This is a genomic window from Algibacter lectus (genome assembly GCF_004368925.1).
Taxonomy (GTDB): domain Bacteria; phylum Bacteroidota; class Bacteroidia; order Flavobacteriales; family Flavobacteriaceae; genus Algibacter; species Algibacter lectus.
Genome location: NZ_SORL01000012.1, coordinates 105,198 through 131,095 on the forward strand (window position 1 = coordinate 105,198; position 25,898 = coordinate 131,095).

Below are 25,898 nucleotides of genomic sequence, written 5' to 3' on the forward strand. Positions count from 1 at the left end.
ATAATCAAGGCGTTTATAATAGCAAACATACCTCGTGTACAAGTTATGAGATTAAAATTTAGTTTTATGGTAATTGCAACAATGTTGTTTTCCAACATGGCAACTTCTCAAGAAGGATTACCAATTTATACAGATTATCTAACCGATAATTATTATTTAATTCACCCATCTATGGCAGGAGCCGCAAATTGTGCAAAGCTACGCCTTACAGCTCGCCAACAATGGTTTGGGCAAGAAGATGCTCCAAAATTAATGACCATGAGTGTTAATAGTCGTATTGGCGATACACCATCGGCAGTTGGGGGAATTTTGTACACGGATAAAAACGGATATCACTCGCAAACGGGTGCTTATGCAACTTATGCGCATCACCTTATGTTTTCGCGTTCTCCGGTAGATTTAAATATGCTTTCTTTCGGTTTAAGTGCCGGAATTATTCAGTATAAATTAGATGAAACTTCTTTTCTTTTCGATGGTCCAGATCCAATAATCGATGGTACAGTACAAAGTGAAACTAACTTTAATTTAGATTTTGGTTTTTCTTACCAGTTTTTAGATTATTATGCACACGGTACGGTTAAGAATTTAATTAAAAACTCAGGAGTAAATAGCGACCAAAATATTACAAGTAATTTAAGACGCTACCTGTTTTCTTTAGGAGCTGTTTTTGGTAGTTATGGAAGTACTTGGAGTTACGAGCCATCAATAATGTTTCAATATCGCGATGCTACAAAAGAGGGTGGTATAGATATTAATGCTAAGGCATACAAACAAATGGATTTTGGTAAAATTTGGGGAGGAATTTCATACCGTCAAAGTAGTGATGGCGCGGAATATTTAACCTCTACCAATTCGGTTAAAAGCCAAAAACTACAGCAAATTACACCAATTTTAGGTGTTAATTTTAATGAGTTTATGTTTGCTTACACATACACCTATCAATCAAACTCTTTAGTGTTTACAAATGGTGGTTTTCACCAATTTACGTTAGGTTACAACTTTAATTGTAGAAAAGAAGCTTACCATTGTAACTGTCCGGCAGTTAATTAAAATAAAGACATTACAATTCAATACATAACAACAAATCCCACTAAGTAATTAGTGGGATTTGTTGTTTAATAACTTCTTAGATTGGGCGTGTCACCTCCTAAGGTCGGTGCCGGGCTTTTACTACTCGCTCCCTTCCTTTGGTCGGGGAGCTCAAACAGGCCGTTCAATCCCTCACGCATTATCCGCATCGGTAGTTTACTAAACTATTAATACGGTTTACTTCCAAGTATAATTTTTCTTTTGGGCTTGTGCTTTAATAGCGTTAGTCATGGCATTTTCTAAACCATTATTTCCCTCTGTTTTTTGTTTCGAAATATAAACTTTACGTTTCGCATTAAGTTCTTGTATTTCATTCTGAATATCTTCACGTTCCTTACGTTTTATGTCAATATAACCTTTAATTTCCTCAGTAGATTTTCCTTTTAATTCTGCAGGTAAAGCATCATCTGTTAAATCCGATATAACAACTTCGTCCATTTCTTCAGCATCTACTAAATCCCAAGATTTGTTTTTGTACAAATGCGAACTTTTACTAACCGATCTACTCACGGCATTTGCTTTACTGTAACCGGCAGCATTTTTATCTTGTTCGGCTTGCATTTCCATTTTGCGTTGCCCCTTAGAACCGTAAGTCACGTAAGTATTGTTTAGTTTTTTGTTCAAAATTAAAATAGTATCATCATAAGGCGATGCAATATGTACCGTTTTGGTGTTTTGTTCAATAGCCATATAGTCGCCTTTTGTTAACTGGGCACCAGCTTGCCATTTACTAGAAATACCTTGTCTGTAATTACCGCAAAAAATGGTGTTTACAGTAACATCTTTTTCGTTTGCATTTGTGGTTGCATCTTGGTAATTCACCTTTCCTTGTGTGAAAGCTTCGTTTCCAGCAATAAAAATAAGCTTTAAGTCGTCTGGGTTTTTACCCCAATTTAATTGGTTTAATGAGGTTTGGATAACCTGTCCGCAATATTCTTCACCGCCATTTGTGGTTAACGAAAATAACTCTTTAGAGATATCATCTAAATCATCACTAAAAGCTAATACTTGTTTAATGTAACCTTCATCTCCGTTTAAATTATCATTGCCATATTCATATAGAGCAATTTGTAGATTTGGCTTGTTTGTTCCGCATTTAGCATAAGATAGCTCGTTTACAATATCCCAAAGTTGAGCTTTAGCCTGATCTATTAAACCGTCCATGCTATTACTGGTGTCTAATAAAAGTGCCACTTTAATGAATTGTTTATTAGGTTCTTTGTCGTTCTTTTTCTTTTCAATTTCGTGCTCAACGGTATGTTCAGCATAAAGTTTAGGTTTTTTATTATTAGCGTTACAAGAGGTGAAACCAATTAATGCAGCGCAAAAGGCGAATGTTTTTAAGTGTGTTTTCATAGTTTTTGTTTTTTAAATGAGAAAGATTTCAATACTGTAAAACTAAATTCAAACCAGTTCATAATAAAACAGTAATGCGTAGCACGGGCATTTCAATGCGTGACATTAACCTTTTAATTAGTAAACGCTACTTTTAGGCTGTTAAAAGGCTATTATTTCTAAAACCATCATTTTATTATACCAAGTAAAGTGCGTAAGTTTATCGTTGTGAAAATTATAATGAATACTTATTTAAAATATATAGCGCTTTTAAGTTTTGTTCTGTTCAGTACGTTCGTGTTGGCACAGAATAACGGTGGATTAAATATTCAGGGTGAAAGATTTACTGTGCGTGGTTCAGTGATTGAAAGTGATACTCGAAATCCAATTCCAGATGTAAACATTGAGGTTAACGGTGGCGGATATGCAACTACCGATATTATGGGCGATTTTAGAATCGAGGTGCGTATTGGTGATGAGTTAACCATTCGATACAAAGATTTTGAAACCGTTTATTACACCATTAAAAGTAACGAGCGTATCGAAGTTCAGGTAGAAACGAATAAAAAAGAACGTACTTTATCTAAGTATAGTAAACGATTACGTAGTAATCCTGAATCTTTTAAATCGTTAATAGATTCGGCAGATGTCTATTTAAAAAAAGATGCTCGAAAAAGTATTCAATTTATTTCTGAAGCTTTAGTTGAAACCAATTCTGCCAAAGAAAATGGTATTGCTTACGAGTCTTTAGGCGATATTTATTTTTATTGGAAACAGTACGATTTAGCGGTTTCTAATTATAGAATAAGCCTCCAAAGCACCAACAGTAACGAAGTGTCTTTAAAGCTTGCAAATGCTTATAAACTCAATAAAAACTATCAAGAAAGTATACAAACCTATAAAGCACTCGATAAAAGAGAACTTACCAATTGGCAGTTAGTATCGCTTTACGAAGGTTTGGGGGATGTGTACTTGTTAACTAAAGACTTCAATACATCTATAGATAATTATAAGCAAGGTTTAACCGTGGCTCAAAACCATTTAATAAAACCTAAAGAAACGGATTTAAACTCCAAAATAGCGCAGGCTTACAGTGCAAAAGGAGATGCGGATAAGGCAAAAGGCTTTTTCTATAAGTCATTAAATCTTGCGAATAGTGAAAATAAAAAAAGAGCCGTTTCAGAAAAATTAAAGGTAGCCGATTTTCAAAATGATATAAGCGATTACTCTGAAGAAATTCAACTTAGAAAAGAAGCCTTAAATACTATTAGTGAAATTGAAGCCGATTCTGTTTTCGAAAATGAAAGTCCATTGACACCACAAAAGCAAAATTATAAAATAGGAAATGCTTACGCTTCACAAGGTGATGTTGGTAATGCCATAAGCTACCTAGAAAAAAGTATTGTTGAAGCCGAAAGTAAATCGGATTTAATTGTGAAAAAAGATGCCACTCGAAGATTATCTGAGGTTTATCAAACAGCAGAAGATTACGAGAAATCATTAAAGGCATTCCAAGATTATGTAGATTTAGTAGATCAGGTTTATGCTAAAAAAGAACAGCAAATTTCGCAAGCTGCACGTTTTAGTAAGGAGTTGTCGAATAAACAAAATAGAATTACTAGCTTAGAGAGCGATCGCGAATTATCGGAAAGCAAATACCAACTTTCTACAGAGCAAACCAAACGTCAAAAACTTATTATTTATTCATTAATTGGTGGTTTAGCTTTGTTATTACTTGCCGCTTTTTTAATGTTTAAGTATATTAAACAACAACGATTAGCGAATAATTTGTTGGCTTTAAAAAGTTTACGAAGCCAAATGAATCCGCACTTTATTTTTAATGCGCTAAATTCTGTAAATAGTTTTATAGCTTCTAACGACGAACGTACGGCTAATAAATATCTAACCGATTTTTCATTGTTAATGCGTGCTGTTTTAGAAAATAGTGAGCAAGATTTTATTCCTTTGGAAAAAGAAATTAAGCTGTTAGAGTTGTATACTAAACTAGAACATTTTCGATTTAAAGATAAGTTTGATTATACCATTAAAGTGGATAAAAACATCAATGTAAACGATTTTGTAATTCCGCCTATGTTACTTCAACCTTATATAGAAAATGCGGTTTGGCACGGATTGCGTTATAAAAAAACAAAGGGAAATTTAGAAATAGCCATTAATCAATCTAACCCAAATGAAATTACGATAAGTATTATAGATGATGGTATTGGACGCGCACAATCTAAGGCTTTAAAAACCGAGCATCAGCAAAAACAAAATTCAAAAGGGATGGGGAATATTAAAAAACGTGTTTCTATTCTAAATGAGATGTATAAAGATAAAGTTGATGTGTCTATTAGTGATTTTCAAGAGGAAGTCGATACTGGAACAAAAGTTATTGTAACGCTCAAAAAAGATTAAAATAAGCTTGAAGATTATAGCAGAAATTAAATAGTTCTGCTGAAAATATTCAACTTAAAATTCATAGATATGAAATTAACTTCCATAATTGTTGAAGACGAAGAAACCAGTAGAGAAATTCTAAAAAATTATATCAAAAAATACTGTCCAAATGTTGTTGTTTTAGGTGAAGCATCAAACGTGGAAGAGGCTTTGGTTTTAATTCGAAATAACGATTTAGATTTGGTGTTTCTAGATGTGGAAATGCCTTATGGTAATGCTTTCGATTTATTGGATAAGGTAGGCGATGTTAATTTTGAAACCGTATTTGTAACAGCTTATAATCATTATGCTATCGAGGCTCTAAATGCTCACGCGAGTTATTATTTAATGAAACCAATTTCTATTGATGAACTTATAAAGGCAGTAGATTATGTTACTGAAATAAGAACTAAGGAAAATGCATTGCAGGATGAAGTGTTGGTACCGAAAACCAATAGTATTAGTGGTAAAATAACGATTCCGCAACTAGATGGGTTCGAAATTCTGAATACAGCAGATATTTTATATTGCAAAGCCGATGATAATTATACTGAAATTTATTTGAACAATAATAAAAAGAAACTAGTTAGTAAAACACTTAAGTATTTTGAGGAAGCGTTAACGGATTCTAGTTTTGCTCGGGTGCATAAATCGTATTTGGTAAATGTAAACGAAGTTGTAAAATACTTAAAAGGAAAGGGCGGAAGTGTTTTACTTAGCAACGGAAAAGAAATTATGGTTTCAGCATCTAAAAAAGCTCAGTTATTATCTTATTTTAAATAGTTTTACAATATTATTTCCGCGAAAGCGTAACCTTAAAAATTCAATTTATTATGCCTATTATAAAAACTATAAACGGAAAAACACCTCAATTACCAAGTGATTGTTACATAGCAGAAAATGCTGTAATAGTTGGCGATGTTACTGTTGGAACACAATGTAGTATTTGGTTTAGTGCCGTAATTCGTGGCGATGTGCATTACATAAAAATGGGTAACAAGGTAAACGTTCAAGATGGTGCGGTAATACATGCTACGTATCAAAAATCGCCAACAACTATAGGTAATAATGTATCTATTGGGCATAATGCCATTGTCCATGGTTGCACCATTCAGGATAATGTTTTGGTTGGAATGGGCAGTATTATTATGGACGATTGCGTAATTGAAAGTAATAGTATTATTGCCGCCGGAGCTGTGGTTACCAAAAACACACGTGTAGAATCGGGTAGTATTTATGCCGGTGTGCCTGCTAAAAAAGTTAAAGATATTAGCGAAGAATTGATCTTGGGAGAAATAAATCGTATAGCCGATAATTACATTAAATATTCGAGTTGGTTTAAAGAATAGTCTCTTAAAATGAGTTTATTGTGGTCTGAAAAACAAGGTGTATATGGTGCCAGTTGTTCCTGCACCACCGCCAAAATTTATAGCCATAGAACCATCTCCTTTTAAATCACCTCCATAAGAAATTGAACGAGAAAAACGGCCTTCGGCTTCTAGTGAGAGATTAAAACCGCCTTCGGTATTATTTATTCTATCGAACGATTTTACAGTTTTATCGGCGTTTAAATACAGCACATAACCCCAACCTTCGTATTGTTGGTTTGCACCCGTAACTAAATCGGCTATACCATCGCCATCTATATCGCCAGGCGCACACATAGCATGACCTAAGTTGGCTCCAAAAGTTCCGTTAGGATTAATGTCTGTAACTAATTCGTCTGTAAAGCCATTTAACCCTTCTGTTATTTTTGTTTTAGATACAACGTTGTAAGTTGTAGAATCTAAAGATAGAATCCAGATGGCACCTTTTCCACCATCGGACATAAAAGCGCCTACAGCTAATTCTTTATTGCCATCATTGTCGAGATCTCCGAGCATTGCAACTTCTCGACCACCAAACTGATCGTTATCTTCTAAACCTTCGCCAAAGCCACCTTGTGTTGAACTAATGGTTACTTTATTGGCATAAATTACTTGAGAATTGGCATTTAAAAATAAAATATCTATAGCGCCTCTATTACTTCCGCCGTCGCTAGAGCTGGGAGCGCATGCTACTAAATCGATTCTGCCATCGTTATTTAAATCGCCTATAGCAGATAGGCCATTGGCATTAATGTTTTCGTTTTTTACAAAGTCTTTAACAGTACCATCGGTTTTGAGGTGAATAATATATAATGCATTGTTTGGTGCAACGGGGGCAGCAACGGCAATATCAGGAATGCCATCGGCATCATAATCTCCAATGCCTGCAACACCATACCCGAAAAAATTGCCTTCATTTAAAACTTCTGAAAAGCCTCCGGAAAGCATCGATATTTTTTGATTTGCTTTTACTGTACCATCATTATTCATAAATAAAATGTAAACGGCTCCCGCATCGGTTTCTCCATCATCATCAGATCGAGCGCCAACTACAAAGTCTATAACCCCATCTCCATCAACATCACCAATTTTATCATGGTCGCGCCCAAAGCGATCTCCACTTTCTAAACTAGCGACTAAGCCTCCAGAACCTTCTGTGATAGTAACAGAGCCTTCAGGTTGATATTGTAATATGTTTTCAGGGATGACTTCTTCAGAATCATTTGAGTTTTCATTATTAGAACAAGATATAAAGGTTAGTGCTACTAAAAGTACAGTTAGAATTTTCATGGTTTGTATTTAATTAACACTTAGACCTGAATTTTTAGGAAAGGTTTAATTTGCCGCGGTTCGACTAACTATCAATCGGCATTAGGATGAAAGTTTGGAAATTACATCTTTAAGTGTACTTACAAATTAGAAATCGGCAATTTCAATATTGAATTTTTGGTTTAAAAGGGTATTCATGGTTTCTGGATTTCCGTTGGTTAAAAAGCGGTTTTTTGCAAGACTTGTTGATGTGTTTAATAAGTTGTTTTGTTGCAATATAGCTTTGGTTTGGCGCGCCACGGCTTCACCAGAATCTATAATTTTAACGTGATTTGGAAGAATGTCTAGCAGTAATGGCATTAAATAAGGATAGTGCGTACAGCCTAAAACCAGATGGTCTATGTTGGCAGTTATCATGGGGTTGAGATAGATTTTTAATAGTGATCTCATTTCTGGTGAATCTAATTTTCCGGTTTCAATGAGGTCTACAATACCTTCTCCAACCTGTTCGATAATATGTACGCTTTTGGAAAATATCCCAGCTGTTTTTGAGAATAGTGCACTACTTAATGTGCCTTTGGTTGCCAAAATACCAATGGCGTTTGTTTTAGTTTGTAGGGCTGCTGGTTTTATGGCAGGTTCAATACCTATAAACGGAATTTTGTATTGAGCGCGTAGGTAATCTATAGCATTTGTGGTTGCTGTATTGCAGGCTACTACTATTATTTTGCAGTTTTGATTGAGTAAATATTCGGTGTTTTTTATGCTTAAATCTATAATGGCATTTTTACCTTTAGAACCGTAAGGAGCGTGTTTGCTATCGGCTAAATAAAGCGTGTTCTCGTTTGGTAAAAGCGCGTTAATTTCTTTCCAGATAGAAGTTCCGCCAACTCCAGAATCGAAAATACCTATAGAGTTTTTATTCATTTTAAAGCTTGTTTTTTTTGGCGTCGCGTATTTCTTTTTCGAGATGGTCTAAATATAAAATACCACTTAAATGATCGATTTCGTGTTGAAATATTACGGCAGTAAAATCGCTTATGGTTTCATTTTTATGTTCGGCATTCATGGTATCGTATTCAATTTCTATTAAAAAGGAACGACTATTAAGCATATCGCTGCGGTTCGGGATGGATAAACAGCCTTCTTTTACCGATTGTTTCTCTGTTGAATATTTGGTGATTCGTGGATTTAAATAGACCTCAAACGGGTGGTTCTCTTTATCAAAACGCTGTACCCAAATAATGTTTTTTAAAATGCCTACTTGCGGCGCGGCAATACCAACACCCATAGATATACTGTCTCTAACTGTAGCATAGAGTCTGTTAACAAAGGTTTTTAAAACAACATTGTTTGGCGATGGTTTTACGTATGCACTTTTTGAACGTAATAAAAGTGAATCTTTTTTGTTAGTTATTTTAAAAACACGCATGGGTACTAAACTATCGGCACTTGAAATTAATTGCGTTTGTTCTTTAGAAAAACTTTGATTTGTAAGAGATTTACTGCTAGAACAGCTAGCTAAAATGATTAATAATAAAAGAGTGTATATTTTATTTTTCATTAGAGTAAACATAATAAAATAAGAACGGTTAAACTACCATTCGTTTATTTTGTTGGAGTCTAATTTAATAAAAATAAAGATTAAAATAGTAAATGCCCAAAGTCCAGAGCCACCATAACTAAAAAGCGGTAATGGAATACCGATGGTTGGAATTAAACCCATAACCATGCCTATATTAATTAAAAAGTGGATAAATACAATGGCCGCAACTCCATAGCCATAAACACGACTGAATTGCGATTTTTGAAGTTCAGCTAAGTGTAATATACGCAGTAGTAATAGTACAAAAACGATTACTACAAAGGAGCTGCCAATAAAACCCCACTCTTCGCCAACGGTACTGAAAATATAATCGGTATGTTGTTCTGGTACAAATTTACCAGTGGTACGTGTGCCTTCCATAAAGCCTTTACCTGAAAGCCCGCCTGAGCTTATGGCTTTTTCTGATTCGTTGAGGTTATATGCAAAAGTTTGCTTCATTTTCTGAAGCTTAACAGGGTCTTTCTCTAAGCGTAACCATAGGCTTATACGGTCTTGTTGGTGTGGTTGTAAAATGCTTTGATAGAAGAATTTTACCCCAAATGAAACAGCTAAAGCCGCTATTAAAATTAGTGTTAATTGATAAAGTCTAAGTTTTCTTTTGTTTAGAAAATGATAAGAAATTACTACTATGATAGAAATTATTGATGTTATTATAGCTCCAAATTTTAAAGATAAAATGGAGAGGAGTATAACCGAAACTGCTAGTGTTAAATAGTATTTGGGTAAGCCTTCGCGATATAAAACAAAAAAGAAGGCGCCATAAACAATGGTACTTCCGGTATCATTTTGTAGTAATACAAGAAAGGCAGGTGTTATGATTATAGCAAACGTTTTAATTTGATCACTAAAGTTTTTAATGTTGGTGTTTAAATCACTAATATATTTGGCAACGGCCAAGGCTGTGGCTGTTTTTGCAAATTCACTAGGTTGTAACGTCATGCCTCCAATGGCATACCAAGATGTTGCTCCGTTTACGTTTTTACCGAATATAAAGAGTCCAACTAAGGACAACATGGATATAATATAGATAAGGCTAGAGAAACGCTCGTAGAACTTAGCATCTATGGCTAAGAGTAGTATAATTAAACCGAAGGTTAAAAAAATAAAAATAAGTTGTTTCCCGAAGGGTTGAGAAAGATCGAAATAATCTAAAGTTACTCCGGTGTGTGATGCCGATAAAATATTAAGCCAACCAAAACCTACTAAAAGAAAAAATAGAAAGATAGTAATCCAATCGAATTTAAAATGTCTGTTAGTGTCTCTAACCATTAATTTGCTGTTTTATTTATTTTATTCAGCTCTGTTTTTAGTCGATTGTATTCTTGATCGTCAACAATTTGCAAGCTTGTTTGTCCGTTAATTCTAAAAGACTCACCAGAATAAGGTTTAGCATATTCGTTCTCTAAACTATGCTTTAAAAGCCACTCTTCTAAATCTTTTCGGGTAATTTCTTTTTTAATATGTTTTTCAATCATTAAACTAGCAATTCGTCCAGCAAAACGACTTCCCCAATATCCGTTTTCAACAAAAACAGCAATGGCTATTTTTGGATTATCTTTTGGAGCAAAGGCTAAAAATATAGAATGGTCGGTAAGCTGTGTTCTTACGCTATCAATTTTTACAAAATTTTCTACAGTTCCAGTTTTTCCGCAGATGTCAATATCTTTTACTTGTAAAGATGCTGCTGTACCTTGTTTGTAAACTTGTAGCATACCCTCGATAACAGGTTCGAAGTTTTGCTTGTCTATAGTAGTTATTTTAGGTTTTGTAAACTGTTCTGGTAAAGTTTCGTTTTCAATACTTTTTATAATGTGTGGCGTAAAATAATGCCCGCGATTGGCAATAGCTGCAGCCATATTAGCTAATTGAATTGGTGTTGTGGCAACTTCCCCTTGCCCAATAGCATTAGAAATGGTATAGGTAGAGTAGAAAGTGTTTGGGTAAATATGCTTGTAATATGCACGGTCTGGTATACGTCCTTTTTGGCCTACATACAAATCGTTATTTAAAAACTCGCCTAATCCAAAACTTTTAGCATGATTGCTCCAGGTATCAATACCTGCTGAAGCATTACCATTTTTATCTAAAATTTTTCGGTATGTAGTAGCAAAGTATGCATTGCATGAGCGTTGTATACCAGAAATCATATCATTTCTAGTACCGCTATGGCAGTGGCATTTCATAAATCTATTTCCATATTTATAACCTGCGTAACAGGTAACAGTTTCATCTGGGGTTACAACGCCTTCTTGTAAAGCGATTAAGGCATTCATTAATTTAAATGGTGATCCTGGCTCATAAACGCCTTGTAAACTTCTATTGAAAAGCGGTTTCGCAATAGAATCGTTATAGAGTTTTGTGAAATTTTTAGAACGATTTCTTCCCACTAAAATATTAGGATCGTAAGTTGGAGCCGCAACCATGGCTAATATTTCTCCAGACGATGGTTCTATGGCAATAACACCACCGCGTTTATTTTGCATAAGCAATTCACCGTAGGCCTGTAAATCGGCATCAATTGTGATTTTGATGTCTTTACCTTGTTCTGGGGTAATATCGAATTCGCCATCTTTATAAGGGCCGATATCTCGATTGAATCTATCTTTTTGAATAAATTTTAAACCTTTAACACCACGCAACGTTTCTTCATAAGAGGCTTCAATACCTTGTTTTCCGATAAGGTCACCCATTTTGTAGTAATCGTCACGATTTATAATGGCATTGTTTACCTCTCCAATATCACCTAAAACGTTGGCGCCAATAGTGGTTTCGTAATGTCTAAGTGAACGTTTTTGAATATAAAAACCTTTAAACTTACGCATTTTTTCTTGTAGTACTGCGTAGTCAGATTTTGATAAATGTGAAACAAAAACAGATGATAATCTAGGGGAATAGCGACGTGCTTTGTTGTATGTTGTGATAAATTTTTCTTTATCAATTTTTAAAAGATTACAAAACTCTAAAGTATCTAGTGGTTCTACTTCTCGAGGAATTACCATAACATCGTATGATGGTTGGTTGGAAACTAAAAGTTCACCGTTTCTGTCATATACAAAGCCTCTTTTTGGGTAATCCCATACTTTTCTAATGGCATTATCATCGTATAAACTATCTGAATTCGAGCTGTACACTTGAAGATAAAAAAGCCTAGAAATAAATAAAACACCAACAAGAATGATGGAGATAAAAAGTAAAAATTGTCTCATTTCGTTTTCCTACTAAAAATAACTGTAATTAGAATAATCAATATAATACTGAATATACTTGAGAATAACGCCTTTTGAAGGATTAAAATTATTTTTGAAAAGTTAAATATTTCTAAACTAAACAAAACAAAGTGATGCACTATGGTTAATAATGAGATATAGGTAAGTTTAGCACCAAAGTCTACTGTATTGAAACGGATGGTTTGGTGTTCGTAAATCATACCGAAAGACGATTTTAAAAGAATAGGGCGAATGTAAGCGATAAATACGCATGCTGCCGCATGAACGCCTCCTGTGTCTAGAAATAAATCAATCGACAATCCTAAGAAGAAACTAATAAAAATGATAACAATACGATTATTTCTAACCGGGAAAAATGCAATTAATAAAATGTAGATATACGGATTTATATATCCTAAGAAATTAATGTGGTTGAATATTAATACTTGAAAAAGGACAAGGATAATAAATCGGCTAGCTTGGGCGAAAAAAACACTATTCATTGCTTATGCCGTTTAAAAGGTTTTTAATTTCAGGAAGATTGATGTTTTTTATAATGTAAACATGCTCAATATTCGTCATGTCGTTAAACAACAATACATTTATTTCGTAGTAATTCTCTGTGTTGTCTAGTTTGAAATCGTTAACGGTACCAATAGGAACGCCTTTAGGAAAAATAGAAGATAGGCCAGAGGTTACAATGGTATCTCCTGTTTTAAAGTTTGCAATTTTAGGGATATCTACTAATTGGGTAATTCTTGGGTTTTTCCCGTTCCATTTTAAAGACCCATAATGGTTGGTCTTTTTTAACTTGGCACTAATGTTACTAGTTGTATTTAATATTGAAATAACGGTTGCGAAATTTTTACTCGTTTTATTTACAATACCTAAAATGCCCTTACTTGTAATAACGCCAAAATCTTCAAAAACACTATCGTTTTTACCTTTGTTTAAAAGTAAAACATTATCAGGTAAAGCATAACTGTTTTTGATAATGTTGGCCGAAGTAAATCTGTATTTATCATTAAAAGATAAGCTATCTATATAAACTGAATCTTTTGTAGCTTGGTTGTACAAAAGAGATTTTAGATGTCTGTTTTCTTCTGATAACAGATTGTTTTGAGATCTTAAATTAAAATAATCTGAAATATTATTTACAGAATTATAAACACCACCAGTTAAAAAGTTAGCCGAGTTAATAAACTTACTTTTATGGTAGGAGTGTGACTGAATTGTAAAAACAATAGAAATGCTAAACAGCAACAAGAACAACAAAAAGTTTTTGTTTCTTATTAGAAAATTAATAATCTGTTGCATGGGTTATAGACCTATTTTATGCTTTTATTTTATCAATACACTTTTGTATTTAGGTAAGTTTTTAAGAGTGATACCTGTACCACGTACTACAGCACGCAACGGATCTTCGGCAATGTAAACCGGTAAATCTGTTTTTAAAGATAAACGCTTATCCAAACCACGTAACATAGAGCCACCACCAGCTAAATAAATACCGGTGTTGTAAATATCTGCAGCTAATTCTGGAGGCGTTTGAGATAAGGTTTCCATAACGGCATCTTCAATACGTAAAATAGATTTATCTAAAGCCTTAGCTATTTCTCTATATGAAATTGATACTTGCTTAGGTTTTCCTGTTAATAAATCACGTCCTTGAACGCTCATATCCTCTGGAGGTAATTCTAAATCTTCGGTAGCAGCACCAATTTGAATTTTTATTTTTTCAGCAGTACGTTCACCCACATATAAATTGTGTTGCGTACGCATGTAATAAACAATATCGTTTGTAAATACATCACCTGCAATTTTAACCGATTTGTCGCAAACAATACCACCAAGAGCAATAACAGCAATTTCTGTTGTACCACCACCTATATCTACAACCATGTTTCCTTTAGGTTGCATAATATCTACGCCAATACCAATTGCAGCAGCCATAGGCTCGTGAATTAAGTAAACTTCTTTACCATTAACACGTTCTGCACTTTCTTTTACTGCTCGCATTTCTACTTCTGTAATTCCAGAAGGAATACAAATTACCATACGTAAAGCAGGTGTGAAGAACTTCTTTTTTAATGCTGGTATATTTTTAATAAACATACTAATCATTTGTTCCGAAGCATCAAAATCTGCAATAACACCATCTTTTAACGGACGGATGGTTTTAATATTTTCATGGGTTTTACCTTGCATTAAACTGGCTTCTTGCCCTACGGCAATAATTTTACCAGAAATTCTATCTCTTGCCACGATAGATGGAGCATCTACAACAACCTTATCATTATGAATAATAAGCGTGTTTGCGGTACCTAAATCTATGGCTATATCTTCGGTAAGGAAGTCAAAAAATCCCATGTGCTATTAATAATTAATTATGGTTTAAAATACGAATCCCGTAAAAGTACTAAAAGTTACTAAATATTCTGAGTTTTACGAGGCCCAAAATTCTGTTTACCAAATGTATTCGTAAGTTATACGTAATTTATTTGTTTATGGACGGTTTAAACTTGCGTTTCCGGAAGAAATGAAAGTTTAAACCGTCTATAAAATTTAGTGTTTAAAATGGCGTGTTCCTGTCATAACCATGGCTACATTGTTGCCGTTACAATAATCAATACTTAATTGATCTTTTATAGAACCACCTGGCTGAATTACAGAACTAATACCAGCGTTTTTTGCTATTTCTACACAATCAGGGAAAGGGAAAAATGCATCACTCGCCATAGCAGAACCGTTTAAATCGAATTTAAAAGTTTGTGCTTTGTGTATGGCTTGCTCTAAAGCATCAACACGACTAGTTTGTCCTGTTCCACTGGCTAATAACGTTTTGTTTTTTGTTAAAACAATAGTGTTAGATTTGGTATGCTTACAAATTTTAGAAGCAAAAATTAAATCGTCCACTTGTTCGCTTGTTGGTGCTAAAGTTGTTACTGTTTTTAAATCTTCAGCCTGATCTGTAATGTTATTTCTATCTTGAACTAAAACGCCGTTTAAACAACTTCTAACGTTTGTTTGTGGCATTTCAATATCATGTATTTCTAATAAAATTCTGTTCTTTTTACCTTTAAGAGTTTCTAGCGCTTCCGCAGAAAAAGAAGGTGCGATAACAACTTCACAGAATAATTTGTGTATTTCTTCAGCTGTAGCTAAATCAATTTCTTTATTACTAATTAAAACACCACCAAAGGCAGAAACAGGGTCTCCAGCTAAAGCATCTATATAAGCTTGGTGAAGCGTATCACGCTGTGCTAAACCACAAGCATTATTGTGTTTTAATACAGCAAATGTTGGTGCGTCATTTTTAAATTCATTCATTAAATTAACAGCGGCATCAACATCTAAAAGGTTATTGTAACTTAATTCTTTTCCATGAAGTTTAGTGAATAACTCATCGAAGTTTCCGAAGAAAAATCCTTTTTGGTGTGGGTTTTCACCGTAACGTAACGTTTTACCGTTAGTCTCGCTTATTTTTAAAACTGTTTCTTCATTGTTTTGGTTGAAGTAGTTAAAAATAGCAGTATCGTAATGAGAAGATACGTTGAATGCTTTTCCCGCAAAACGTTTTCTGTTTTCTTCTGAAATGCTTCCGTTATTTTCTGAAATAAGTTCTAAAAATTCAGCATAATCATCAACTGAAGATACACAGATAACATCTGAATAATTTTTAGCAGCAGCACGAATTAAAGAAATCCCTCCAATATCAATTTTTTCAATAATATCTTGAGTACTTGCTCCAGAAGCTACTGTTTTTTCAAAAGGATATAAATCAACAATTACAACATCAAGTTGTGGGATATTATATTCGGCTAATTCAGCAACATCACCATCATGGTTTTGTCTGTTTAAAATACCACCAAAAACTTTTGGGTGTAATGTTTTTACACGACCACCAAGAATAGAAGGGTAAGATGTAACATCTTCTACAGGAACAACGTCTATACCTAAATCGTTAATAAATTTTTCAGTACCACCGGTAGAATAAATGGTTACGCCTTGTTCGTTTAACTTTCTTACAATTGGTTCTAATCCGTCTTTACTAAATACTGAAATTAGTGCCGATTTAATGGTTTTTTCGTTGCTCATTGGTGTTGTGTTGTGTTTAAGAGTGCTTTTTTATGTGAAATTTTGTTGTTTTTCAGTCTTTTACGCTGAAAATTTAAAATATTTGCAAAAGTACTTATTTAGTTTAAAAAATGGGTTGTGAAATAATAAAAAAGACGCTTCAGTTTTTAACTAAAAACAGAAGTTGTTAACAAGTGGAATGCAAAACGCAAACACCACGTGCTAACAACTTAAATAAACTTGCTATATTTTAATTTTTTAATAGAGAATTTTACTAAAGTATAGTTGCAACTTGCGCGCAAACAAACTCCAGAAAACGTTCGTCTAATTCTGTAAAAGGATCTGGCGTATTAGAGTCGATATCTATTTGGCCAATGTTTTCGCCATTAACAAAAATAGGAACTACTATTTCGGCTTTAACAGTAATGCTACAAGCAATATAATTATCTTGAGCAGCGACGTCTGGCACAACAAAGTTTTCGTTGCTAACGGCTACTTGTCCGCAAATACCTTTTCCAAAAGGAATTACAGTATGGTCTGTTGGCGCACCAACATAAGGACCCAAAAGTAGTTCTTCTTTTTCGCCGTTTCTAAAATAGAAACCGACCCAGTTATAATATGTTATGTTTTTATCGAGTAGTTCGCATATTTTTAATAGACGCTCGTTTTTATCTAGGTCTTGGTTAGAAATAATTGCTGATACTTGGGGTTTTAGAGTTTCTAAAATCATAATTTGAAAAGTTTTGGCAAAAGTATTTAAAAAGATGTAATTTCGGTACTTTGTTTATAGCATTTTAATTTGAAAACACTCTTTATAAAATACAGGTCGGTAATAAAGTTTATACTTACATTTTTGTTGGTGTACTTATCACTTTCTGTAATTTATAAATTTTATTTACAATTTTCTGATGGTTCTGAATTTTATCCAGATTATTTCACGCATTTGGTTGGTGAGCAAAGTAAAGATTTGCTAAACACATTTGGCTATGCTACCAAAATGGTGCCACATCTAGAAGAGCCTTCTTTAAAGGTAATGATAGGTAATACCTATGTAGCTAGAGTTATTGAAGGGTGTAACGGATTAAGCGTGTTAATTCTATTTATCTCTTTTATTGTTGCATTTTCAGGAAGATTGAAAGCTACACTTTTGTATCTGCTTTCAGGGAGTGTAATCATCTATGTGGTTAATGTTTTGCGCATTGTAATATTATCGATTTGGCTTTATAAATACCCAGAACAATCGGAGTTTTTACATGCCGTAGTATTTCCAGCTATTATTTATGGTGCTGTATTTTTACTTTGGATTTTTTGGGTGAATCGTTTTTCTAAATTAAACCAAAAAAATGTCTAAACCGGTTAAATATATTCTGCTTTTTATATTGATAACCGTATTGGTGTTAATTCGATGGTTTGAGAATGAATTGTTTTACGATCCATATTTAACCTTCTTTCATAATGATTATTTGTATATTGATAGTCCGCGTAGAGAAGTATTAAAATTAGTAGCTTTTACAGTTTTACGCTATGTTCTAAACGGTTTAGTTTCCTTAGGGATTCTTTATGTGGTTTTTAAAGATAGAAGCATTATTAAGTTTTCAGCTTTGGTTTACGCTATGGCTTTTATTATTTTAATTTGTGGCTATTTGTATTTTGTTATCAACCCGAAACAAACCGATTACTACTTCTTTTTTAATTTGAGACGCTTTTTAATTCAGCCTGTAATTTTAATATTGTTACTGCCTGCTTTTTATTATTACAAACTTACCAAAGATTTAAAGTAGATTTTATTCTGAAGCAGTACAGGCTCGTTTATTTCTCTAGGAACACATGGAGTATTTCAATTTTAAACACAAAAAAAGGTGTTTATTTAGTTCGAAAACCTCATAAACACCTTAAGTTATTTTAATCTGTATTATTTATTTTATTAACCCAGCACGTTTTAATAAAGCTTCAGGTTTTGGTTCTTGACCTCTAAAACGTTTGTAAAGTACCATTGGGTTTTCTGTTCCACCTTGCGACAGTACGTTGTCTTTAAATTTGGTAGCAACTTCTTTATTGAAAACACCAGCTTCTTGAAAATATTCGAAAGCATCGGCATCTAAAACTTCAGCCCATTTGTAACTGTAATACCCAGATGAATATCCACCTTGAAAAATATGAGAAAATGCGGTACTCATGCAAGTCTCTTCTGTTTTAGGATATAAGTTGGTGTCTTTAAAGGCCTCGGTTTCAAAATCTTTAACATTAGAAATGTTTGATGGATCTTGTCCGTGCCATTTCATATCTAAAAGACCAAAACTTAACTGACGTAATGTTTGCATTCCTTGGTGAAAACTAGCCGAATCTTTTATTTTTTCAACTAAATCCATTGGGATAACTTCTCCAGTTTCATAATGTTTAGCAAACAATTCTAAAGCTTCTTTCTCGTAGCACCAGTTTTCCATAACCTGACTCGGTAATTCTACAAAATCCCAAAACACACTAGTTCCAGATAGGCTAGGGTAAGTAGTGTTTGCTAGCATACCATGCAATGCGTGTCCAAATTCGTGAAATAGGGTAGTCACTTCGTTAAAGGTTAATAAAGATGGTTTGCTTTTTGTTGGTTTTGTAAAGTTGCAAACTATAGAAATGTGCGGGCGGCTATTTTCGCCATCTATTACATATTGTGGTTTGTAAGATGTCATCCAAGCACCGTTTCTTTTTCCTGATCTTGGGAAGAAATCGGCGTAAAATATAGAAACTAAATCACCGTTTTTATCGGTAACTTTATACGTTAAAACATCTTCGTGATATTTATCAATAGTATCAATTTCTTCAAAACTTAAATCGAATAATTTGTTAGCGACCGTAAAAGCGCCATCAATTACATTTTCTAATTTAAAATACGGTTTTAGCTGTTCATCATCTAAACTGAATAATTTTTGTTTCAGTTTTTCAGAATAATAAGATCCATCCCATTTTTCTAATTGGTCTATGTTATCTAATTCTTTTGCAAATTTCTCTAAGTTTTCAAACTCCTTTTTTGCAGCTGGTTTTGCTTTTTCTAACAACTCATTAGAAAAATCTAAAACTTTTTCAGGGGTTTGCGCCATACGTTCTTCTAGAACAAAATGCGCATGCGTTTTGTAACCTAATAAGTTAGCGCGTTCGTGACGTAGGTTTACAATTTGTAATACAATGTCTTGATTGTCTAAATCGTCACCCTTAAAGGCTTTGCTGCCTGCCGCTAAAGTTAGTTTTTTACGTAACTCTCTATTGTCTGCATAGGTTACAAAAGGAATGTAACTTGGGTAATCTAGAGTGAATAACCAACCTTCTTTTTCTTTAGATTCTGCCAATTGTTTTGCAGCTTCTATTGTGCCTTCTGGTAAACCGGCTAAATCTTTTTCGTCTACAATAAGCATTTCAAACTTATTGGTTTCAGCTAAAACATTTTCTCCGAATTTTAAACTTAACTGACTCAGTTTTTTGTCTATTTCGCGTAATTTTTCCTTTTTGTCTTCGGGTAAATTAGCTCCGTTTCTAGAAAATCCTTTATATCTTTTATCTAATAAGGTTTGTTCTTCCGTAGTTAAATTTAACTCATTTTTATTATCGTAAACGGCTTTTACACGCTTAAATAAGTCTTCGTTTAATGTAATGTCATTACCAAATTCTGATAATAAAGGAGAAACTTCTTGAGCTATTTTTTGGATAGTTTCATTGGTTTCAGCAGAATTTAAATTGAAAAATATACTCGAAATTCTATCTAATTGTTCTCCGGAAAAATCTAATGCTACAATGGTGTTTTCAAAGCTAGGTTCTTCGGTGTTGTTTACTATCGCATCAATTTCAGCTTTGGCTTGCTTTATGGCTTCCTTAAAAGTAGGAAGATAGTCGTCGTTTTCAATAGCTAAAAAAGGCGCTGCGTTGTATGGGGTTTGGAACGGGGTAATTAAAGATGCTTTTATCATTTTAATTAAATATAAGTTAAAATTATAATTTAGTATGTATGCATAGTAAATTATTGTAAATTTGCTGCAACAATTTTAGAGTGACTAACTCTTATAGGATTATTGTTAATAGCTAGAAAAACCTTGAAATTTATATTTCGAGGTTTTTCATTTTATAGTATTAGCTTAAATCTTTAGCCGATTCGTTAACCTTTACTTTCAAGTCTTCTTTGTAAGCTATTATTTTTTCGCGAACATATAAATCGCTAGCTCCTAAAATTTGTGCTGCTAATATTCCTGCATTTTTTGCGCCATTTAAAGCAACTGTTGCAACAGGAACACCACCTGGCATTTGTAATATTGATAATACAGAATCCCAACCATCTATAGAATTACTGCTTTTTACAGGAACTCCAATTACTGGTAATGGTGATAGTGATGCAATCATGCCTGGTAAATGTGCAGCGCCACCAGCTCCGGCAATTATTACTGCAAAACCTCTGGTGTGTGCATTTTTACCGTAGTCGAATAATTTTTCTGGTGTGCGGTGAGCCGATACAATATCAACTTCAACATCAACACCAAATCCTTTTAAAATATCTATCGCATCTTGCATTACTGGCAGGTCGCTTTTGCTTCCCATGATGACTCCTACTTTATTCATTTTTTATATGAATTAAATTTATAATTATGTTTTATTCTGAAATTACTCGGATGGATTTCTTAACCTCTTCGGCAATCCGTCTCGCTTCATTCAAATCTTCATTTACAATAGTGACATGTCCCATTTTTCTAAACGGACGTGTTTGTTTTTTGCCATAAATATGCGGTGTAACACCATCCATATTCATTATTTTTTCTATGTTTTCGTAAACTACATTGCCGCTAAAACCTTCGGCACCAACAAGGTTAACCATAACACCACCTACTTTATTGTCTGTGCGACCTAAAGGTAAATTTAAAACGGCACGAATATGCTGTTCAAATTGAGAAGTGTAACTCGCTTCTATCGTTTGGTGTCCTGAATTATGAGGTCTTGGAGCGACTTCATTTATTAAAATATCATCGTTTTCGGTTTGAAACATTTCAACAGCCAACAAACCAACATGGTTAATAGCTTCTGAAACTTTTAAGGCTACAGCTTCTGCTTTTTTAGCAACAGCAACATCTATGCGCGCAGGACAAATAACATACTCTACTTGGTTGGCTTCTGGGTGAAATTCCATTTCTACCACAGGGTAGGTTTTTGTTTCTCCCGATGCGTTTCTTGCAACAATTACGGCCAATTCGTTTTTAAAGGGTACTAACTTTTCTGCAATACATTCTACATTAGGTAAATCTTTTAAATCGTCAACGGTTCTAACAATTTTTACGCCAGTACCATCGTATCCAAACTGAGCGCATTTCCAAACAAAAGGCAAGCTTAAGCCACCATGATTTAGAGCTTCTTTTATTTCTGAAGTAAAAGCAAAACGAGTAAAAGGTGATGTAGGAATGTTGTGATCTACATAAAATAATTTCTGTGTTGCTTTATTCTGGATAATACGTAATGTTTTTGCCGATGGATATACTTTTACACCTTCTTTTTCAAGCGCTTCCAGGGCATCGATGTTTACGTTTTCAATTTCAATAGTTAAAACATCTACTTGTTTTCCGAAGTTGTAAACGGCATCATAATTCATTAAATCACCAAGGTGAAATTCGTCGCAGGCTGTCTTGCAAGGCGCCTCGTTACTAGCTTCCAAAACACAGGTGTAAATATCGAATTTTCTGGTGTTGTAAAGTAGCATTTTACCGAGTTGCCCACCACCTAAAATGCCGAGTTTAAAATGAGAAGAGAAGTAATTCATTTGCTTGTTTTTAACTAAAGTATCTTAAATTGTAAGCAAAAATACGTTATAATCTTAAAATAGGCTTCAATTCATAAATCAAAAAAGCCTAAAACGTTAATCTATTGATTATCTTTGCAACTTCAAAAATTAATAACGGTGATAAAGTTACACGACAAATATTTTAAACCATTTATATCTGCTGCACAAATTGATGATGCACTAGCAAGAATGGCCGATGAGATTGCGAGCGATATTGGAGATGAAGTTCCTGTATTTGTTGGTATATTAAACGGCTCGTTTATGGTGGTAAGCGATTTTGTTAAAAAATATCCAAAACCTTGTGAGGTTACTTTTATCAAATTAGCATCGTATGAAGGTGTGAAGTCTACTGAAGATATTCAACGTTTAATTGGGCTAACCCAAGATTTGTCTGGCCGCACTGTTGTGATTTTAGAAGATATTATAGATACCGGAAACACGCTTGCCGAAGTACATCGTATTTTTAAAAACGAGAATGTTAAGGCTTTAAAAATTGCTACTTTATTTTACAAGCCTGAGGCCTATAAAAAAGACTTTAAACTACATTATGTTGGTATAGAAATTCCTAATAAATTTATTGTAGGCTACGGCTTAGATTATGATGGTTTAGGAAGAAATTTACCAGAAGTATATCAAATAAAAGAAACACAACACATGACAAATTTAGTGCTATTTGGCCCTCCAGGAGCAGGCAAAGGAACACAAGCAAACTTTTTAAAAGAAAAATACAACTTGGTACACATTTCTACCGGTGATGTTTTTCGATTCAATATTAAAAACGAAACAGCTCTCGGTATGTTAGCAAAATCGTTTATAGATAAAGGAGAGTTGGTTCCAGACCAAGTAACTATTGATATGTTAAATGCTGAAGTTGAAAAAAATGCCGATGCAAAAGGATTTATTTTCGACGGTTTTCCTAGAACAAATGCACAAGCAGAATCTCTAGATAAATTAATGGAAGCTAAAGATTCGCAAATTAATGCAATGATTGCGCTAGAGGTTGACGATGAGATTTTAGTTGGTCGTTTATTAGAAAGAGGAAAAACAAGCGGAAGACCTGATGATGCCGATGAGTCTATTATAAGAAATAGAATTACCGAGTATTATAATAAAACAGCTATTTTGAAAGATTACTACAACGCACAAGAGAAATATTTTGGTGTTGATGGTGTAGGTAGTATCGAAGATATTACTGTACGTTTAAGTACGGCAATTGATAAATTGTAAAAAAAATACTAAAGAGTAAATCAAGATACTCCTTATGCTATTGTTACTTTGGTTTGCTGCTTTTTATATTTTGTTAAAGGCAAATTAAAACATAATAATATTTAACAAAATAAACTTTTCGCTTACGCGGAAAAAATAAAGGAACAACTGCTATTTTAAGCGTTGTGCTTATTAATATTAAATTGGAAAATGACAGAAGGAAATTTTGTAGATTACGTAAAAATGTATGTAAGCTCAGGTAAGGGTGGCCGTGGATCGGCGCATTTACATCGTGAAAAATATATTACAAAAGGTGGTCCCGATGGAGGAGATGGAGGCCGTGGTGGTCACATTATTTTACGTGGTAACGCTAACTTATGGACTCTTCTGCATTTAAAGTATAAAAAACACTTACGTGCTGGTCACGGAGAAAATGGTGGGAAGAGTAGAAGTTTTGGTGCCGATGGTGAAGATTTTTATTTAGATGTACCATTAGGAACCGTAATTCGTGATACTGAAACTAACGAAATCATTCTTGAAATTACCGAAAATGGTGAAGAAAGAATTATTGCCGAAGGTGGAAAAGGTGGTTTAGGAAACTGGCACTTTAGGTCGTCAACGAACCAAACGCCTCGTTATGCGCAACCTGGTTTGCCAATGGAAGAGAAGTACATAACATTAGAGTTAAAAGTACTTGCCGATGTTGGTTTAGTAGGTTTTCCTAATGCTGGAAAATCAACACTTTTATCTGTAGTAACTTCTGCAAAACCAAAAATTGCCGATTACGAGTTTACAACCCTAAAACCAAATTTAGGTATTGTAAAGTATCGTGATTTTCAAACTTTTGTAATGGCAGATATACCTGGTATTATTGAAGGTGCTGCTGAAGGTAAAGGATTAGGGCATTATTTTTTACGCCATATTGAGCGTAACTCAATTTTGTTGTTTATGATTCCTGCGGATGCGGAAGATATTAGAAAACAATACGATATTTTACTTGATGAGCTTCGTCGTTATAATCCAGAAATGTTGGATAAAGATCGGATTATCGCTATATCAAAAAGCGATATGTTGGATGATGAACTTCAGGCTGAACTTAAAGTAGAATTGGATAATGAGTTGCCAATTCCGTACCTATTTATTTCGTCTGTAGCCCAAAAAGGTATCACAGAGTTAAAGGATGTACTTTGGAAAATGTTGAATTAATAAAATAATCTGGACGAACCTGTAAAATGGAAAGTCCTTTTTTTATAACATTATTTAAGCCGCTAAGTCTTGTTTTTTAACAATACTTGGCGGTTTTTTAATTCAGAATAATAAGTAATGCATATTCGGAACAATTTTTGTTTAAATTTATATAAAAAATAAGACTATGAAATTTGTTAAAACTCTCGCTATATTATTTTTAGTAGCATCTTGTGCTCCTATTTATGTAAACTACGATTACGAAAAAGGTACAGATTTTACCAAGTATAAAAGCTATAATTATTATGCCGACATGAAAACCGGTTTAAGCGAGCTGGATACTAAGCGACTTTTAAATGCTCTAGATGAACAACTGCAAGCTAAAGGTTTTGCATTGTCTGATACGCCAGATTTTTTTATAGACATAAAAAGCACCGAATTTCAAGGCGCACAAAGGCAAACCGTTGGCGTAGGAGTTGGCGGCGGAGGCGGTAATGTTGGCGGAGGTATTTCTATAGGTTTACCTCTTGGGCAAGCACAGGTTACACGGCAAATAACAGTCGATTTTGTTGACGAAAATATCAAGCAACTTTACTGGCAAGCGGTTAGCGAATCTAGTTTTAATCCAAATAGCTCACCAGAAAAACGTGAAGCACGTTTAAGCGCTATTGTTGCTAAAATATTAAAGAAGTATCCGCCTAAAAATTAGGTGTCTAGATCCTGTTTCAAATATAAAATATGATTTTTAAATTGAAGGAAATAATCAAATTAGGGATTCTAGTTATAATTATTAGCTTATTCGTTAGCTGTGATTATGAAGATAAAGTGATTGTTGATAAAACTCATAAAGTGTTATCAAACGGGAAGCGTTTGGAAGTTGAAAAAATAACAACGCTTTCAACTGCGATAGGTCTGTTTTCTGGGCATAATTACGGCACTACACATCGATTTACGTATAAACTAGGAATACAACCAGAAGACATTAATTGGGATGGTGGTAGTGGTGAGCCAAAAGCGTTACTCTTCCATAGAGACACTACATATATTTATTATTTAAAAGAAAAAGTTATTCGAACTGCCTATACTGATTCGGTAACAAATACTTTAAAAGAAGATAGTCATACAGAAATACAAGCGTTTTATGAGAAACATGTTGATGAGCGCTTTTTCTTTAAGTTGCTTGGTGATGATTATTGGGTAGGCGTTCAGGCTGAAGATTATGATGCTGCCAAACGTTTTTCTGATGAATTTATCGTTCCTAATGATAATGAGCTAAGCGTTAAGATAAATGATAGTATTGATTTTTAAGAAACAGC

At 33.9% G+C, this 25,898-nt stretch carries 24 protein-coding genes; 10 read left to right on the plus strand and 14 right to left on the minus strand.

What is annotated here, in order from left to right:
- Positions 1-45 precede the first annotated feature (45 nt).
- Positions 46-1,050: a PorP/SprF family type IX secretion system membrane protein gene (locus DFQ06_RS16695; protein WP_042496974.1), complete on the plus strand. Its 1,005-nt coding sequence runs from the start codon at positions 46-48 to the stop codon at positions 1,048-1,050.
- A gap of 216 nt (positions 1,051-1,266) precedes the next feature.
- Here DFQ06_RS16695 and DFQ06_RS16700 read toward each other — a convergent pair whose 3' ends face one another.
- Complete coding sequence (locus DFQ06_RS16700; RefSeq protein WP_042504338.1) at positions 1,267-2,445, minus strand: VWA domain-containing protein; 1,179 nt, start codon at positions 2,443-2,445, stop codon at positions 1,267-1,269.
- Between the two features lie 219 nt (positions 2,446-2,664).
- On the opposite strand from DFQ06_RS16700, the gene DFQ06_RS16705 reads away from it, so the two are divergent.
- From DFQ06_RS16705 to DFQ06_RS16715, 3 genes are all read left to right on the plus strand, one after another.
- Positions 2,665-4,842, plus strand: a complete 2,178-nt coding sequence (locus tag DFQ06_RS16705) for a histidine kinase (protein ID WP_133968996.1) — start codon at positions 2,665-2,667, stop codon at positions 4,840-4,842.
- Positions 4,843-4,911: 69 nt separating this feature from the next.
- Positions 4,912-5,646 (plus strand): LytR/AlgR family response regulator transcription factor, encoded by a 735-nt coding sequence (locus DFQ06_RS16710; RefSeq protein ID WP_042496980.1) that lies wholly within the window; start codon positions 4,912-4,914, stop codon positions 5,644-5,646.
- Positions 5,647-5,696: 50 nt separating this feature from the next.
- Positions 5,697-6,212, plus strand: coding sequence for a gamma carbonic anhydrase family protein (locus DFQ06_RS16715; RefSeq protein ID WP_133968998.1), 516 nt, complete (start codon positions 5,697-5,699; stop codon positions 6,210-6,212).
- A gap of 15 nt (positions 6,213-6,227) precedes the next feature.
- Here the strand turns inward: DFQ06_RS16715 and DFQ06_RS16720 are convergent, their stop codons facing one another.
- The 10 genes from DFQ06_RS16720 to DFQ06_RS16765 form a co-directional block, all read right to left on the minus strand.
- Positions 6,228-7,520: an integrin alpha gene (locus DFQ06_RS16720; protein ID WP_133969000.1), complete on the minus strand. Its 1,293-nt coding sequence runs from the start codon at positions 7,518-7,520 to the stop codon at positions 6,228-6,230.
- A 126-nt stretch (positions 7,521-7,646) separates the two neighbouring features.
- Positions 7,647-8,426 carry a glutamate racemase gene (murI, locus tag DFQ06_RS16725; protein ID WP_133969002.1) on the minus strand — a complete coding sequence of 260 codons (780 nt, stop codon included), beginning with the start codon at positions 8,424-8,426 and terminating at the stop codon, positions 7,647-7,649.
- 1 nt (position 8,427) lies between these two features.
- Positions 8,428-9,063 carry a peptide deformylase gene (gene def / locus DFQ06_RS16730; RefSeq protein WP_133969004.1) on the minus strand — a complete coding sequence of 212 codons (636 nt, stop codon included), beginning with the start codon at positions 9,061-9,063 and terminating at the stop codon, positions 8,428-8,430.
- A gap of 33 nt (positions 9,064-9,096) precedes the next feature.
- Positions 9,097-10,374 (minus strand): rod shape-determining protein RodA, encoded by a 1,278-nt coding sequence (rodA, locus tag DFQ06_RS16735; RefSeq protein ID WP_042504334.1) that lies wholly within the window; start codon positions 10,372-10,374, stop codon positions 9,097-9,099.
- The gene (gene mrdA, locus DFQ06_RS16740; protein ID WP_133969007.1) at positions 10,374-12,311 is read right to left on the minus strand and encodes a penicillin-binding protein 2; all 1,938 of its coding nucleotides are present in this window, start codon (positions 12,309-12,311) and stop codon (positions 10,374-10,376) included. The genes rodA and mrdA overlap by 1 nt, the downstream gene beginning before the upstream one ends.
- Positions 12,308-12,814 (minus strand): hypothetical protein, encoded by a 507-nt coding sequence (locus DFQ06_RS16745; RefSeq protein WP_042504329.1) that lies wholly within the window; start codon positions 12,812-12,814, stop codon positions 12,308-12,310. The genes mrdA and DFQ06_RS16745 overlap by 4 nt, the downstream gene beginning before the upstream one ends.
- Positions 12,807-13,628, minus strand: a complete 822-nt coding sequence (gene mreC, locus DFQ06_RS16750; RefSeq protein ID WP_042496993.1) for a rod shape-determining protein MreC — start codon at positions 13,626-13,628, stop codon at positions 12,807-12,809. The genes DFQ06_RS16745 and mreC overlap by 8 nt, the downstream gene beginning before the upstream one ends.
- A 24-nt stretch (positions 13,629-13,652) precedes the next feature.
- On the minus strand, positions 13,653-14,681 hold the full coding sequence (locus tag DFQ06_RS16755; RefSeq protein ID WP_042496995.1) for a rod shape-determining protein: 1,029 nt from the start codon (positions 14,679-14,681) through the stop codon (positions 13,653-13,655).
- Between the two features lie 195 nt (positions 14,682-14,876).
- Positions 14,877-16,409: a bifunctional phosphoribosylaminoimidazolecarboxamide formyltransferase/IMP cyclohydrolase gene (gene purH / locus DFQ06_RS16760; protein ID WP_133969009.1), complete on the minus strand. Its 1,533-nt coding sequence runs from the start codon at positions 16,407-16,409 to the stop codon at positions 14,877-14,879.
- A gap of 253 nt (positions 16,410-16,662) precedes the next feature.
- On the minus strand, positions 16,663-17,118 hold the full coding sequence (locus DFQ06_RS16765; RefSeq protein WP_074938802.1) for a GAF domain-containing protein: 456 nt from the start codon (positions 17,116-17,118) through the stop codon (positions 16,663-16,665).
- Between the two features lie 69 nt (positions 17,119-17,187).
- Here DFQ06_RS16765 and xrtF point away from each other — a divergent pair, with 69 nt between their 5' ends.
- Together xrtF and DFQ06_RS16775 are read left to right on the plus strand one after the other, a co-directional pair.
- Positions 17,188-17,739, plus strand: coding sequence for an exosortase family protein XrtF (xrtF, locus tag DFQ06_RS16770; RefSeq protein WP_133969011.1), 552 nt, complete (start codon positions 17,188-17,190; stop codon positions 17,737-17,739).
- Positions 17,732-18,169: an exosortase F system-associated membrane protein gene (locus DFQ06_RS16775; RefSeq protein WP_133969013.1), complete on the plus strand. Its 438-nt coding sequence runs from the start codon at positions 17,732-17,734 to the stop codon at positions 18,167-18,169. The genes xrtF and DFQ06_RS16775 overlap by 8 nt, the downstream gene beginning before the upstream one ends.
- A gap of 135 nt (positions 18,170-18,304) precedes the next feature.
- On the opposite strand, the gene DFQ06_RS16780 is transcribed toward DFQ06_RS16775, so the two are convergent.
- The 3 genes from DFQ06_RS16780 to DFQ06_RS16790 form a co-directional block, all read right to left on the minus strand.
- Positions 18,305-20,341, minus strand: coding sequence for a M3 family metallopeptidase (locus DFQ06_RS16780; protein WP_133969015.1), 2,037 nt, complete (start codon positions 20,339-20,341; stop codon positions 18,305-18,307).
- Positions 20,342-20,501: 160 nt separating this feature from the next.
- A complete protein-coding gene (gene purE / locus DFQ06_RS16785) occupies positions 20,502-20,984 on the minus strand; it encodes a 5-(carboxyamino)imidazole ribonucleotide mutase (RefSeq protein ID WP_042497002.1) in 483 nt (160 codons plus the stop codon).
- Positions 20,985-21,015: 31 nt separating this feature from the next.
- A complete protein-coding gene (locus tag DFQ06_RS16790; protein WP_133969017.1) occupies positions 21,016-22,170 on the minus strand; it encodes a 5-(carboxyamino)imidazole ribonucleotide synthase in 1,155 nt (384 codons plus the stop codon).
- Positions 22,171-22,308: 138 nt separating this feature from the next.
- Between DFQ06_RS16790 and DFQ06_RS16795 the strand changes: the two genes are divergently transcribed.
- From DFQ06_RS16795 to DFQ06_RS16810, 4 genes are all read left to right on the plus strand, one after another.
- Positions 22,309-23,418 (plus strand): adenylate kinase, encoded by a 1,110-nt coding sequence (locus DFQ06_RS16795; protein WP_081958613.1) that lies wholly within the window; start codon positions 22,309-22,311, stop codon positions 23,416-23,418.
- A gap of 189 nt (positions 23,419-23,607) precedes the next feature.
- A complete protein-coding gene (gene obgE / locus DFQ06_RS16800; RefSeq protein WP_042497003.1) occupies positions 23,608-24,603 on the plus strand; it encodes a GTPase ObgE in 996 nt (331 codons plus the stop codon).
- A gap of 166 nt (positions 24,604-24,769) precedes the next feature.
- Positions 24,770-25,291 carry a DUF4136 domain-containing protein gene (locus tag DFQ06_RS16805; protein ID WP_042504322.1) on the plus strand — a complete coding sequence of 174 codons (522 nt, stop codon included), beginning with the start codon at positions 24,770-24,772 and terminating at the stop codon, positions 25,289-25,291.
- 41 nt (positions 25,292-25,332) lie between these two features.
- Positions 25,333-25,890 carry a hypothetical protein gene (locus DFQ06_RS16810; protein WP_133969019.1) on the plus strand — a complete coding sequence of 186 codons (558 nt, stop codon included), beginning with the start codon at positions 25,333-25,335 and terminating at the stop codon, positions 25,888-25,890.
- The last annotated feature ends 8 nt before the right edge of the window (positions 25,891-25,898 follow it).

Bases quoted from the DNA above. Each gene is read 5' to 3' on its own strand.
- DFQ06_RS16695 (WP_042496974.1), top strand. From the start codon at position 46: ATGAGATTAAAATTTAGTTTTATGGTAATTGCAACAATGTTGTTTTCC.
- DFQ06_RS16700 (WP_042504338.1), bottom strand. From the start codon at position 2,445: ATGAAAACACACTTAAAAACATTCGCCTTTTGCGCTGCATTAATTGGT.
- DFQ06_RS16705 (WP_133968996.1), top strand. From the start codon at position 2,665: ATGAATACTTATTTAAAATATATAGCGCTTTTAAGTTTTGTTCTGTTC.
- DFQ06_RS16710 (WP_042496980.1), top strand. From the start codon at position 4,912: ATGAAATTAACTTCCATAATTGTTGAAGACGAAGAAACCAGTAGAGAA.
- DFQ06_RS16715 (WP_133968998.1), top strand. From the start codon at position 5,697: ATGCCTATTATAAAAACTATAAACGGAAAAACACCTCAATTACCAAGT.
- DFQ06_RS16720 (WP_133969000.1), bottom strand. From the start codon at position 7,520: ATGAAAATTCTAACTGTACTTTTAGTAGCACTAACCTTTATATCTTGT.
- murI (WP_133969002.1), bottom strand. From the start codon at position 8,426: ATGAATAAAAACTCTATAGGTATTTTCGATTCTGGAGTTGGCGGAACT.
- def (WP_133969004.1), bottom strand. From the start codon at position 9,063: ATGAAAAATAAAATATACACTCTTTTATTATTAATCATTTTAGCTAGC.
- rodA (WP_042504334.1), bottom strand. From the start codon at position 10,374: ATGGTTAGAGACACTAACAGACATTTTAAATTCGATTGGATTACTATC.
- mrdA (WP_133969007.1), bottom strand. From the start codon at position 12,311: ATGAGACAATTTTTACTTTTTATCTCCATCATTCTTGTTGGTGTTTTA.
- DFQ06_RS16745 (WP_042504329.1), bottom strand. From the start codon at position 12,814: ATGAATAGTGTTTTTTTCGCCCAAGCTAGCCGATTTATTATCCTTGTC.
- mreC (WP_042496993.1), bottom strand. From the start codon at position 13,628: ATGCAACAGATTATTAATTTTCTAATAAGAAACAAAAACTTTTTGTTG.
- DFQ06_RS16755 (WP_042496995.1), bottom strand. From the start codon at position 14,681: ATGGGATTTTTTGACTTCCTTACCGAAGATATAGCCATAGATTTAGGT.
- purH (WP_133969009.1), bottom strand. From the start codon at position 16,409: ATGAGCAACGAAAAAACCATTAAATCGGCACTAATTTCAGTATTTAGT.
- DFQ06_RS16765 (WP_074938802.1), bottom strand. From the start codon at position 17,118: ATGATTTTAGAAACTCTAAAACCCCAAGTATCAGCAATTATTTCTAAC.
- DFQ06_RS16775 (WP_133969013.1), top strand. From the start codon at position 17,732: ATGTCTAAACCGGTTAAATATATTCTGCTTTTTATATTGATAACCGTA.
- DFQ06_RS16780 (WP_133969015.1), bottom strand. From the start codon at position 20,341: ATGATAAAAGCATCTTTAATTACCCCGTTCCAAACCCCATACAACGCA.
- purE (WP_042497002.1), bottom strand. From the start codon at position 20,984: ATGAATAAAGTAGGAGTCATCATGGGAAGCAAAAGCGACCTGCCAGTA.
- DFQ06_RS16790 (WP_133969017.1), bottom strand. From the start codon at position 22,170: ATGAATTACTTCTCTTCTCATTTTAAACTCGGCATTTTAGGTGGTGGG.
- obgE (WP_042497003.1), top strand. From the start codon at position 23,608: ATGACAGAAGGAAATTTTGTAGATTACGTAAAAATGTATGTAAGCTCA.
- DFQ06_RS16805 (WP_042504322.1), top strand. From the start codon at position 24,770: ATGAAATTTGTTAAAACTCTCGCTATATTATTTTTAGTAGCATCTTGT.